This window comes from Chryseobacterium sp. R2ACT005 (genome assembly GCF_049949215.1).
Lineage (GTDB): Bacteria > Bacteroidota > Bacteroidia > Flavobacteriales > Weeksellaceae > Chryseobacterium.
The window spans coordinates 3851129-3863824 of record NZ_CP188192.1; the positions used below are offsets into that span (position 1 = coordinate 3851129).

Genomic DNA, 12696 nt, shown 5'->3' on the forward strand with positions numbered 1-12696 from the left:
GTGTATATATTACATTAAGTTAATATACTTCGGTTTCATTTTTTCGTACCTTTACGCCCCAATTTTAAATAAATGAAACGAATTTTATCTTTTTTTCTATTAAGTCTGACATTTATCAGCGCTTTAGCACAGGCTCCGGCAGGATATTATACAAATGCTAACGGATTAACAGGTGCAGCTCTGAAAACAGCTCTTATGAACATTATCAGCGATGGACATGTAGACCATGGTTATGGTGGTTTATGGACTGGCTATGCTACTACTGACCGTGATTATTTTTATGAAAATGACGGAACAATTCTGGATATTTATTCTGAAAACCCCAATGGAGCGGATCAGTATAATTTCATTCTGGGAACCAATCAATGCGGATCTGCCGGATATTCTAATGAAGGTGACTGTTACAACAGGGAGCACGTTATTCCTCAGAGTTTATTCAACAGTGCTTCTCCCATGGTAGCTGATATTCATTTTATCCGTGCTACCGATGGAAAAGTAAATGGAATGAGATCCAACTACCCTTTCGGAATCGTAGGAAATACTTCTTTTACCTCTAAAAACGGATCAAAATTAGGCACCTCCGTATCACCAGGATACTCAGGTACTGTATTTGAGCCTATTGATGCTTTCAAAGGAGATATTGCCAGAATGTTCCTTTATTTTGTGACAAGATACGAAGACAAACTTTCCAATTTCACTTCCGGTGATATGCTTGGCAACACACCATTCCCGGGACTGCAGCCTTGGGCACTCAATCAGTATTTAATATGGAATGCAATAGATCCTGTATCTGCAGAAGAAATTGCAAGAAACAATGCTTCTTATACTTATCAGGGAAACAGAAACCCTTTCATTGATCACCCTGAATATGTTTCTCAAATCTGGGGATCTCCAGTAATTGACAACCAGGCTCCTACAGCAGCAACCAACCTTGTAGCCAACAATCCTACTTCAAACTCTATCGCTGTAAGCTGGACAGCCGCTACGGATAATGTAGGAGTAACTACTTACCAGATTTATGCAAACGGTACATTAAAAGCTACGGTTTCCGGTACAACAACATCTACGATTGTATCAGGATTAGCTCCACTTACTCAATATACTTTCTATGTAATTGCTAAAGATGCTTTCGCAAACTCATCTCCACAAAGTACAACAGCTATAGAAACTACTCTTGACACGCCTGCAGGAGGTGGAAGCTGTGGAACAGAAGATTTTGAAATGATCACTGGTGCAGCGAATACTTATCTGACAGCCAACTGGACGAACAACGGAATTTCATGGACTGCTACAGACGCAAGAGTTGACCAAACAATCAACAACAAGGCCATCACCATCAGAAACGGTACTTTAACAAGTTCAACACTTTCAAGCGGAATCCAGAATTTAACTTTAACAACACAGTTAAAATTCTCAGGAAGTGCAGGATATTTCAATGTTTTTGTAAACGATGTTAATGTAGGAACTATTCCTTACAGTACTGTTGTCACTACAACTACCATTAACAATATTAACGTAAGCGGAAATGTTGTCATTAAGCTGACCAATTCTTCTACTTCCAACAGAGTTGCTCTGGATGACCTTAGCTGGGCATGTTTCGGTACATTAGGAACTGCTGAAACTCAAAAAAACAAATCAGAATTCACTATCTACCCTAACCCGGTAAAAAACAATGAATTATTTGTAAAAGGAGAAAATCTTAGCAAAATTTCAAAAGCCGATATCTATGACCTTTCCGGAAAATTAATTGAAACAATCGTTAATCCTTTCAAACATTCAAATAAAATTAACCTTAAAGGTGCTGTAAAAGGAACTTACATCCTGAAAACAGATAATTTCTCTACTAAATTTATCGTAGATTAATTCTTAAAAAATATTTCAAACCAAGGCCGGATTTATCCGGTCTTTTTTTTATTTTTGATATATGGATTCCAATAAAAAATTAGGATTGATAGGAAAAAATATTTCCTATTCTTTTTCTAAAAAATTCTTCGAAAATAAGTTCCAAAAGCTCATGCTAAAGAACTTCTCCTATGATATTTTTGATCTTAACGAAATCAATGAAGTGGAAAACCTTTTTGCTTCTCCGGACCTTTTAGGATTCAATGTTACCATTCCCTACAAAGAAAAAATCATTGATTATCTTGATGAATTAAGCGATGAAGCGGAGAAAATAGGTGCCGTAAACTGTGTTCTTATCCAGGATGGCAAAAAAACAGGCTATAATACGGATGCTTACGGATTTGAAAAAACTCTTCTTTTACACAAAACCCCTTCACAGGACAAAGCACTGATCTTAGGAAACGGCGGTGCTGCAAAAGCTGTAAAATATGCTTTAGATAAACAAAATATTCCTTCTGTAATTATTTCCAGAAGGACGGAAATCAATTTTGAAAACCTTGATAAAGAAACCGTTGCGGAACACAAAATAATCATTCAGTGTACCCCGGTAGGCACTTTCCCGAACGTTAAAGACTGCCTGAATTTTCCTTTTGACGGGCTTTCTTCTGAACACCTGATCATCGATCTGATTTACAATCCAAACTACACTCAATTCATCATCAATGCCTCTGAAAAAGGAGCAAAGACAGTGAATGGATATTATATGCTTGAACAGCAAGCAGAAAAAGCTTGGGAAATTTGGAATTTTCAAAAAAAATAACATAAATTAGTGCTTTAATTGGCCTTAAAGCTATATTTAAAGGATATAAACGCCACTCACATAAAAGATTTGCTATGACTACAGAAAACAATCTTTCTGAAAACGAAGAAAAGAACAATCCTAACGAAGTATCTCAGGAAACATCAGAAAACACAGTTTCTCATGATGCAAACCGACATGAAGAGGATGCAGAGCACCTGGAAGAACATGAAGAGGTAGAAATTTCCCTGACTGATGCTTTAAAGGAAATGGAAAAAATCATCAACACTCCCAACGCCGGTGAGAATTTCAAAAGATTCAATCTGTTGAGGGAAAAAGCAAGTCACTATATCCATGATGAAGTGGAGGATAAAAAGCACGAATATGTAGAAGCCGGAAATCCTGCTGAAAACTTCAGCTATGAGCATCCTTCTCAGAATAAATATTCTGCATTGGTTAATATTTTCAGGGAAAAACATGACAGCTTCCAGAAAGGACAGGAAGAAGAGCAGAAGAAAAACCTTGAACACCGTCAAAGCATTATCGAAAGACTTAAAAATCTATATACCAGTTCTGAACCGGGAATCAATCTTTTCAAATCCATCCGTGAAATTAAAGAAGAATGGTCAAAAGCCGGACAGGTTGCAAAATCTGAATTCAAAATTCTTAACAACAACTACTTCCACCACCTGAATCAATTTTATCAGATGCTGGATCTGAATAAAGAATTTCTGGAGCAGGAATACAGCCACAATCTGGAAAAGAGAGAACATATTATTGCCCGTGCCAAAGAGCTGGAAAATGAACCGGTGATCCAAAAGGCTTTAAATGAACTTCAGTATCTTCATAAGCTTTGGAAGGAAGAAGCTGAACCTGTTGCAGAGGAATTCCGTGAAAAAACATGGGAAGAATTCAAAGAAATTTCCAACAAAATTCACGAGAGAAAATCTGAGCTTTCTGCTTCTATTGAAAAGGAACAGACCGTAAATCTTGAAAAGAAAAACGAAATCATTGCTGAAATCAAGAAACTGTCTGAGCCATCAGAAACTCCTAATCACAACTACTGGCAAAATGCCATCAAAAGAGTTGAAGATCTGCGTTCTGAATTCTTAAAAACCGGAAGCGTTCCAAGAAAATTATCCAATCAAAACTGGAATGATTTCAAAACAACACTGAGAGGTTTTAATACAACGAAAAATAACTATTACAAATCGTTGAAAGGTTCACAGCAAGCGAATCTTGAAGAGAAATTAAAACTGATCCAGACGGCACAGGACAATATGAACAATGAAGAATGGGATATTTCAGTTCCATTATTCAAAAAACTGCAGGAAGACTGGAAAAAAGTAGGCCACGTTCCAAAGAGCATGACCAACAAAATCTGGGATGAATTCCGTGATGCATGTAATGCGTTCTTTAATAACTACAGAGAGAAAAGCAATACTTCCACCGACAACTGGAAAGAAAATTATAAAAACAAAAAAGTACTTCTTGATGAATTGAAATTGGTTTCCAATGAAGAAGGCAGTATCGAAAAAATTGAGCAGATCAAAACATCATGGAACAACATCGGTAAAGTTCCGAGAGATAAAATTTCAATCAACTCTGAATTCAACAAGGCATTAAGAGAGAAATTGAAAATAAACAAAATCAACGAACTTGAACTGAAAGAAGAAGGTCTATCTGAAAACCAGCTTACTGACAAAGCAAGAAAGATCAAAAACCAGATTTCTGATCTTGAAGGTGAAATTGTAAAACTGGAAAACAACCTTTCTTTCTTCAACAAACCATCAAGGGAAAATCCTCTTTTAAGAGATACTTACAACACCATTGATGAGAAAAAAGCTCATCTGGAAACATTAAAGCAGAATCTCCACAGCATCATCAGCGGAGATTAACAGATAACAAAATAAATAAAGGCGGAGCAAAGCAATTTGTCTTCGCTTTTTCTTTTTATAAATATGAACAACGACGAACTGTATATCAAAAGATGTATTGAGCTGGCTCAGAAAGCTCTTGGCAACACCTACCCCAACCCTCTTGTAGGAAGTGTAATCGTACACAACGGAGAGATCATTGGTGAAGGCTACCATCATAAAGCTGGAGAAAACCATGCTGAGATCAACGCCATCAACTCTGTTAAAAATAAAGATCTTATTCCGGAATCTACCATCTATGTATCCCTGGAGCCCTGTGCACACTACGGAAAAACTCCACCTTGTGCTTTAAAGATTAAAGAATTAGGATTTAAAAAAGTGGTTATTGGTGCGATGGATTCTCATGATAAAGTCAATGGTAAAGGAAAGAAAATCATCCTGGATGCTGGAATTGAAGCCGTTTCAGGAATTCTTGAACAAGAATGTATTGAACTTAATAAAAGGTTTTTCACTTACCATGAAAAGAAAAGACCTTACATTATCTTAAAGTGGGCAGAATCCGGTGATGGCTTTTTGGATAAAGACTTTAAACCAACAGCTGTTTCCAACACCTTGGTGAATCAGTTTGTCCATAAGTTAAGAGCTGACGAACATGCTATTCTGGTAGGCACCCAAACTGCCTTAAATGACAACCCAAGTCTTACTGTAAGGAATGCAGAAGGAACAAACCCGGTAAGAATTCTGATCGATTTTGATTTAAAAGTTCCGTCCAATTTCAACATTTATAATAATGAAGCAAGGACATTGGTTTTAAATTCAGTAAAAGAAGGCATCGAAGGATCTATTCAATTTATTAAAATCAACAGGAATAATTTCCTGCCTGAACTTATGGAAGCATTGTATAAAGAACAGATACAGTCTGTGATTATTGAAGGGGGCCATTTTACGCTACAGCAGTTCATCAATGCTGGTCTTTGGGACGAAGCCATTGTCATCAAAAATGAAAATCTGAACCTTGAAAACGGGACAAAAGCACCTGAATTCAATCATACACCCACTGCAATTGAAAATTTCAGAGACAATACAGTTTCTTTCTTCAGACTAAAATAAAAGCACTTTATCACCACTGAATGAAATAATTTCTTTACATTAGTTACACAAAAAAATTACTATGAAAAATTTAAAAAAAGTTTCAAGACAGAGTTTAAAGAAAATAAACGGAGGAAACGCTCCTGAATGCTGCTCATTCTATCCGCCTTCATTACAGCATTGCTGTGCAACGCCTTCAAGTATGAGCTGCCCACCGCCTTGGGCAGATGGAACATTCCAATGCTAATATTGTTAAATTATATCAATTAATCCAACAAAACTATTATCATGAATAACCTGAAAAAAGTATCCAGAGCCAGTATGAAAACCATTAAAGGAGGGATTTTTGTAACATGTATACTCCCTAATGGACAACCTACAAGATGCAGAGACAAATGCCCTCAGGATTTTTGCGGTCCAACAAGCTATATGTGTCTGATTCCAATGGACCTTTGTGGAGATGTGATGTAACAGTATAATTTTACATTCAAAAATATATAAGCCGTCAAATTCTGACGGCTTAATTTATGATCATGATGCAGAATACTAAAGCATTTAATATTTTTGCATAATTAAAGCCGGAATACACAATGACGTTTGAATACAAAACCATAGAAAAACCCATAGAAAATACTCTTTTAAAGGAAAAAGGAAGCAAGTTTATAGGATTTGCGTTCCCGGTAACCAATGAAAAGGAATTAAAGAATGCGCTGGAAAAAATAAGGGAAGAACATCCGAAAGCTACTCACCACTGTTATGCTTTCAGAATGGGATTAAATGGTGAAAATTACCGTGCCAATGATGATGGCGAGCCTTCCGGAAGTGCCGGATTACCTATTTACAATCAGCTGCTGGCAAATGAGGTCACCAATATTCTCGTAATTGTAGTCCGTTATTATGGAGGAACCAAACTAGGGGTTTCGGGATTGGTAAAAGCTTATAAGGAATCTGCAAAGATTACATTGGAAGAAGCTCAAATCATTACCCGTGAACTGGAAACGGAAATAGAGATTCAGTTTAATTTTAATCAGCAGAATACAATATTCACTCTGCTTTCAAAATTTGATGCCAAGGTTTTGAATTTTGATGCCAACGAAAACTGTATTCTTACTGCCTCACTGAAGCTTGCACAAAAAGAAAACATCTCGGAAAAACTCTCCGAGATGCAATATGTTTCATTTGAATTTAATAATTAATCCCTTCTTCCACCAAGAAGTAATGATCCCCAGTAAAGAAGTTGTGCCAGAGATCCTAAGGCTGCTACCACATAAGTTCTTGCTGCCCATTTCAGGCTGTCCTGCACTCCTACAAATTCCTCTGCAGTTACAGTTCCTGTATCTTTAAGCCATTTCATAGCTCTGTTACTTGCGTCATACTCCACAGGAAGTGTTACAAAAGCAAAAAGTGTTGTCACAGCAAACATAGCAACTCCAATGGCAAGAACTGTTGTATTTCCATTGGGATTTTCCATCGTTCTTGATGCTGCCATTACCGCAATACCCGCTATAAGGACAAATTGCATCAGATTGGAACTTATATTAACAATAGGAACCAGTTTTGAACGTAAATTCAACATAGAGTATCCTACGGCATGCTGTACTGCGTGTCCGCATTCATGAGCTGCTACTGCGGCTGCGGCTGCGTTTCTCTGCATATAAACCCCTTCAGAAAGGTTCACTGTTTTATCAGCCGGATTATAGTGGTCCGTCAACTGCCCGGGAACAGATATTACCTGAACATCATTGATCCCGTTATCCCTCAACATTTTTTCCGCTACTTCTTTCCCCGAAAGGCCGTTTCGAAGGTGCACATTGGAATAATATTCAAATTTTGATTTCAACCTGGAAGAAACCCACCAGCTCACCAACATTGAAATACCAATAATGATATAATAACCCGCCATTTTATATAGATTTTGTGTTTAATTTTTATCCATAATGATGTAAAAACTGTGCCAAAGTATAAGATATTATTATTTATATTTGTCCTTAAATTACCATCAAAAGTTATGTCTAAGGTTTCAATTATTGAAGTAAAAACAGCCGGTCAACTCAAGCAATTCGTAAAATTTCCGATGGATCTGTACAAAAATAATCCGTACTATGTTCCATCCTTTATCAAAGACGAAATAAAAATATGGGATGCAAATGAAAATCCGGCATTCCTCTATTCCGAATCCAAGCAATTTCTGGCTGTAAAAGACAGTAAAGTAGTGGGAAGAATCGCAGTAATTATAAACCACAAGGAGGAAAAAGAATTAGACATCAAAAAAGTACGCTTTGGCTGGATAGATTTCATCGATGACATTGAGGTTTCTAAAGCATTGATTCAGACTGCTATTGATTATGCCAAAGAACATAACATCAATAAGATTGAAGGGCCTATGGGGTTCACCAATCTTGACAAAGCCGGTATGCTGACAATGGGATTTGATAAACTGGCAACAATGATTGGAATTTACAATCATGCCTATTACCCTAAACATCTTGAAAATCTTGGATTAACCAAAGAAAAAGAATGGGTAGAATATGAGATGAATTTCCCGAAAATACTTCCTGAAAAAGTAGAAAAATTCAGTGGACTGATTGCTCAGAAATACAAACTCAGCGTTCTTAAATTCAAATCAAAGGAAGAAATCCTCCCGTATGTAGAACCTATGTTTAAGCTGCTGGATGAAACTTATAAGCATCTTTCTACTTATACTCCAATTTCTGATGAACAGATCAAAACATACAAAGAGAAATATTTCCCGTTCATTGATAAAAATTATGTGATCTGCGTGGTGGATGAAAATCAGCAGCTGGTTTCTTTCGCCATTACGATGCCTTCTTATTCTAAAGCTTTACAAAAGTCAAAAGGAAAATTATTTCCTTTCGGATGGTGGCATTTCCTACAAGCAGGCAAAAAGAATGACAGAGCCAATTTTTACCTTATCGGGATTCACCCTGAATATCAAAGACGTGGCGTAACGGCAATTATCTTCAAAGAAATTTTTGTACGATTTACCAGTATGGGAATCAATTTCGCAGAAACTAATCCTGAACTTGAAGAAAATAAAAGTGTGCAGCTCCTATGGCAGGATTATAATCCGGTAAATCATAAGAGAAGAAGAACCTATTCGATGGAAGTGAATAAGTGATACTGTATTTATAGAATGTAAAAAGTATTTTAAACTCTAAACTTTGAACTTTATGAAACCACAACTTATCATTTTCGCTATTTTAATTGCCGGATTTATCAGTTATAACATCTTTTTTCAATCGCAGGATGATAGGACGAATACCGTCATCAATATCCTTTTTGCCAGTATTCTTTTTGGATACATCTCTTTTATGGCATATTCTGTTCTAAGAAAAATGAAGAAATAAAATATAAAGCCAATTTTTATTAAATCTGCATTTCATTCAGTTAAAATATCTCCAATACATAGGATGAGCTATATTTTTGGGGAGCTGCTACAAAAAAAGGGGAAAAACACATTAAGAAAAACAATCACTAAAAGCTAATTTTTATTGATTCTAAATTACCGATTTAACTCATTTTCATCCGACATTTAAGCTGATAAATTTCATGCTTTCTTGTTTATTCGCTAAATTTGCAAATTGAGATAATAATGCAAAAATGAATTTACCTGAAAGTTATATTCCAATCCTTATCCAGGCTGGTGTAGCAGTAGGATTTGTAGCTGTTTCTTTGCTTGGGGCACATTTCTTGGGACCACAGCAGAAAAAAGGAAACTCTGTAAAAAACCAAAGCTGGGAATGTGGAGTTCCTGCAGAAGGAAATGCTAGAACACCGTTTTCTATCAAGTACTTCCTGACCGCGGTATTGTTCGTACTATTCGATATTGAAATCGTATTCTTTTATCCTTACGCAGTAAACTTTAGAGAATTCGGCATGGAGGGATTCCTTGCTGTACTTACGTTCGTTGCGATATTCTTCGTAGCGTTTTTCTATGTTTGGAAACGCGGTGCGCTGGATTGGGATAAATAAATTTTAACATTAAAAGATTGAATTTATTTAAGTAATTTAAAGATTGTGAAGGTCTTATTTTTTAATCTTTAAATATTTTAATCTTTAAATATTTACTAAAAATGTCAGATAAAAAACCAGTAATAAGAACAGATGCACCTGCTCCCGAAGGATATGAAGGAGAAGGGTTTTTCGCAACAAAACTGAGCAGTGTAATCGGGATGGCAAGAAAGTTTTCACTTTGGCCGTTACCTTTTGCTACCTCTTGTTGCGGTATTGAGTTTATGGCTACCCTAAACCCAACGTATGATGCGTCAAGATTTGGTATGGAAAGAAACTCTTTCTCTCCAAGACAAGCAGATATGCTGATGGTTTGTGGAACTATATCAAAGAAATTAGGACCAGTCCTGAAAGAAGTTTATACTCAGATGGCAGAGCCGAAATGGGTAGTAGCAGTTGGAGCTTGTGCTTCCAGCGGTGGTATTTTTGATACATATTCTGTACTTCAGGGGATCGATAAGATTATTCCGGTGGATGTTTATGTTCCTGGATGTCCTCCAAGACCTGAACAGATCATTGAAGGAGTAATGCAGGTACAGGCTCTTGCAGAAAGCGAAAGCATCAGAAGAAGAGACATGCCTGAATATCAGAAATTATTAGATTCTTACAACATAAGCAACTAAACGGAAATGACGAACGAATTTGTATTAGAAGCAATCACAAGAGAATTTCCGGAATCTGTCATTTCAAGCTCAGAACCTTACGGAATGCTGACGATTGAAGTGAAGAAAGAAGATAGTAAGAAAATCATTCACTACCTTAAAGATTCGTCTTTGGAATTTAATTTCCTTACGGATATCTGTGGTATTCATTACCCTGAATTCCCTGAAAAGGAAATAGGCGTTGTATACCATTTGCATAATATGATGGCCAATTTCAGATTACGTCTGAAAATATTCATGTCCAGAGAAAATATCGAAGTAGATTCTCTTACTGAGCTCTATGCCGGAGCTAACTGGATGGAAAGAGAAACGTATGATTTCTATGGGATTAAATTTAAAGGACACCCGGATCTTAGACCTATTTTGAATATGGAAGATCTTGGATACCACCCAATGTTGAAAGAATATCGCCTTGAAGACGGTACGAGAACCGATAAGGACGATAATATGTTCGGAAGATAAAAAATATAAATGATTACTGATGGTTGATTCATTATCAATTATCCTTTATCAATTTATCAATTATATATTATGAAAGATAACTCATTATCTAATATACTAAACCAGTACGAAAGTAAGGAACAGATTGACGGACAATTGTATACCCTCAATTTAGGACCTACCCACCCTGCTACTCACGGGATTTTCCAGAATATCTTAACGATGGACGGGGAGAGAATTCTTCACGCTGAGCAAACGGTAGGATACATCCACAGAGCATTTGAGAAAATTTCTGAAAGAAGAAACTACTCTCAGATCACTACCCTTACTGACCGTATGAATTACTGTTCTGCACCCATCAACAACTTAGGTTGGCACATGACAGTAGAAAAACTGATTGGCGTTGAAGTTCCAAAACGTGTAGACTATATGCGTGTTATCTTAATGGAATTAGCAAGAATCGGTGACCACCTGATCTGTAACGGAGTAACCGGAATGGACTCAGGAGCGATTACAGGGCTTACTTACATGTTCATCGAAAGAGAGCGTATTTATGATATGTACGAGCAGATCTGCGGAGCAAGGATGACAACCAATATGGGAAGAATCGGAGGTTTTGAAAGAGATTTCACGCCTAAGTTTCATGAGTTATTGCAGGATTTCTTAAAGACTTTCCCGGCAAGATTCAAAGAATTCGGTACTTTATTAGAAAGAAACAGAATTTTTATGGACAGAACCATCGGTACAGGAGCTATTTCTGCCGAAAGAGCATTAAGCTATGGTTTCACAGGTCCAAATTTACGTGCAGCAGGAGTAGATTATGATGTAAGAGTTGCACAGCCTTATTCTTCCTATGAAGATTTCGACTTCATTATTCCTGTAGGAACTTCAGGAGATACTTACGACCGTTTCATGGTTCGTCAACAGGAAATCTGGGAATCATTAAAAATTATCAAACAAGCATACGAAAATCTTCCGGAAGGACCATTCCACGCGGATGTTCCTGACTTCTATCTTCCTGAAAAGGCAGATGTATATCAGAAAATGGAAGCATTGATCTACCATTTTAAAATTGTAATGGGAGAAACTGATGTACCGAAAGGAGAAGTTTACCACGCTGTAGAAGGTGGAAACGGAGAATTAGGATTTTATCTTGTAAGTGATGGAGGAAGAAGCCCTTACAGACTTCACTTCAGAAGACCATGTTTCATCTACTATCAGGCATACCCTGAAATGATTACAGGTTCTGTAATTTCAGATGCCATTGTAACGATGTGTAGTATGAATATTATTGCGGGAGAATTAGACGCATAACTGGAATTATAAATTTTGAATTATAAATTATAAATTGATTTTAGACCGTTATTCATTTAGAATTTAAAATCTAAAATCTAAAATTTCAAAAATGAGCGAAACAATAGCTTTTAAACCGGAAAGTTTAGCACAGGTAAATAAAATTATCGCAAGATATCCTGAAGGAAGACAAAAATCAGCTCTTCTTCCTGTACTTCACTTAGCACAGAAAGAATTCGGAGGATGGTTAGATGTTCCTGTGATGGATTATGTTGCCGAACTATTAAGTATCCAGCCGATTGAAGTATATGAGGTGGCTACTTTCTATACCATGTTTAATATGAAGCCGGTAGGTAAATATGTTTTGGAAGTTTGCAGAACAGGGCCTTGTATGGTTTGTGGAAGTGAAAAAATCCTTGACCATATCAGAACAAAACTGAATATTAAGGATGGAGAAACTACTGAAGACGGCATGTTTACATTAAAGCCTGCTGAATGTCTTGGAGCATGCGGATATGCACCAATGCTGCAGTTAGGAAAATTCTTTCATGAAAATTTAACAATAGAGAAAGTAGACGAAATCCTTGAACTTTGCAGACAGGGACAACTTGCTTTAGACTAATAAAGATTTTGAATCCCGGATTTAAAATCAGTTAATTTT

General features: G+C 36.6%; 15 protein-coding genes. 14 read left to right on the forward strand and 1 reads right to left on the reverse strand.

Going from position 1 to position 12696, the window contains the following annotated elements; genetic code table 11:
• The first annotated feature begins 72 nt into the window (after positions 1–72).
• From ACPF63_RS17645 to ACPF63_RS17675, 7 genes are all read left to right on the forward strand, one after another.
• On the forward strand, positions 73–1863 hold the full coding sequence (locus ACPF63_RS17645; protein ID WP_426480783.1) for an endonuclease: 1791 nt from the start codon (positions 73–75) through the stop codon (positions 1861–1863).
• A gap of 61 nt (positions 1864–1924) precedes the next feature.
• A complete protein-coding gene (locus ACPF63_RS17650; RefSeq protein WP_426480784.1) occupies positions 1925–2662 on the forward strand; it encodes a shikimate dehydrogenase family protein in 738 nt (245 codons plus the stop codon).
• 74 nt (positions 2663–2736) lie between these two features.
• On the forward strand, positions 2737–4539 hold the full coding sequence (locus ACPF63_RS17655; RefSeq protein ID WP_426480785.1) for a DUF349 domain-containing protein: 1803 nt from the start codon (positions 2737–2739) through the stop codon (positions 4537–4539).
• 63 nt (positions 4540–4602) lie between these two features.
• Positions 4603–5628, forward strand: coding sequence for a bifunctional diaminohydroxyphosphoribosylaminopyrimidine deaminase/5-amino-6-(5-phosphoribosylamino)uracil reductase RibD (gene ribD, locus ACPF63_RS17660; protein ID WP_426480786.1), 1026 nt, complete (start codon positions 4603–4605; stop codon positions 5626–5628).
• Between the two features lie 61 nt (positions 5629–5689).
• Positions 5690–5854 carry a bacteriocin-like protein gene (locus ACPF63_RS17665; protein ID WP_426480787.1) on the forward strand — a complete coding sequence of 55 codons (165 nt, stop codon included), beginning with the start codon at positions 5690–5692 and terminating at the stop codon, positions 5852–5854.
• A gap of 41 nt (positions 5855–5895) precedes the next feature.
• Positions 5896–6078 (forward strand): bacteriocin-like protein, encoded by a 183-nt coding sequence (locus ACPF63_RS17670; RefSeq protein WP_077413866.1) that lies wholly within the window; start codon positions 5896–5898, stop codon positions 6076–6078.
• Positions 6079–6197: 119 nt separating this feature from the next.
• Entirely contained in the window at positions 6198–6803 is a 606-nt protein-coding gene (locus ACPF63_RS17675; protein WP_426480788.1) for an IMPACT family protein, read from the forward strand.
• Here the strand turns inward: ACPF63_RS17675 and ACPF63_RS17680 are convergent.
• The gene (locus ACPF63_RS17680) at positions 6800–7510 is read right to left on the reverse strand and encodes a zinc metallopeptidase (protein WP_142719845.1); all 711 of its coding nucleotides are present in this window, start codon (positions 7508–7510) and stop codon (positions 6800–6802) included. The genes ACPF63_RS17675 and ACPF63_RS17680 overlap by 4 nt on opposite strands.
• Before the next feature lie 105 nt (positions 7511–7615).
• Between ACPF63_RS17680 and ACPF63_RS17685 the strand changes: the two genes are divergently transcribed.
• The 7 genes from ACPF63_RS17685 (at position 7616) to nuoE (ending at position 12657) form a co-directional block, all read left to right on the forward strand.
• Positions 7616–8746 (forward strand): GTP cyclohydrolase, encoded by a 1131-nt coding sequence (locus ACPF63_RS17685; RefSeq protein ID WP_426480789.1) that lies wholly within the window; start codon positions 7616–7618, stop codon positions 8744–8746.
• Between the two features lie 52 nt (positions 8747–8798).
• Positions 8799–8975, forward strand: a complete 177-nt coding sequence (locus ACPF63_RS17690) for a hypothetical protein (protein WP_426480790.1) — start codon at positions 8799–8801, stop codon at positions 8973–8975.
• 253 nt (positions 8976–9228) lie between these two features.
• Positions 9229–9600, forward strand: coding sequence for an NADH-quinone oxidoreductase subunit A (locus tag ACPF63_RS17695; RefSeq protein ID WP_047382179.1), 372 nt, complete (start codon positions 9229–9231; stop codon positions 9598–9600).
• Positions 9601–9701: 101 nt separating this feature from the next.
• Positions 9702–10262: an NADH-quinone oxidoreductase subunit B gene (locus ACPF63_RS17700; protein ID WP_002983540.1), complete on the forward strand. Its 561-nt coding sequence runs from the start codon at positions 9702–9704 to the stop codon at positions 10260–10262.
• A gap of 6 nt (positions 10263–10268) precedes the next feature.
• Positions 10269–10763 carry an NADH-quinone oxidoreductase subunit C gene (locus tag ACPF63_RS17705; RefSeq protein WP_077413862.1) on the forward strand — a complete coding sequence of 165 codons (495 nt, stop codon included), beginning with the start codon at positions 10269–10271 and terminating at the stop codon, positions 10761–10763.
• A 69-nt stretch (positions 10764–10832) separates the two neighbouring features.
• Complete coding sequence (gene nuoD, locus ACPF63_RS17710) at positions 10833–12056, forward strand: NADH dehydrogenase (quinone) subunit D (RefSeq protein ID WP_047494369.1); 1224 nt, start codon at positions 10833–10835, stop codon at positions 12054–12056.
• Positions 12057–12147: 91 nt separating this feature from the next.
• Positions 12148–12657: an NADH-quinone oxidoreductase subunit NuoE gene (gene nuoE, locus ACPF63_RS17715; RefSeq protein WP_426480791.1), complete on the forward strand. Its 510-nt coding sequence runs from the start codon at positions 12148–12150 to the stop codon at positions 12655–12657.
• Positions 12658–12696 lie beyond the last annotated feature (39 nt).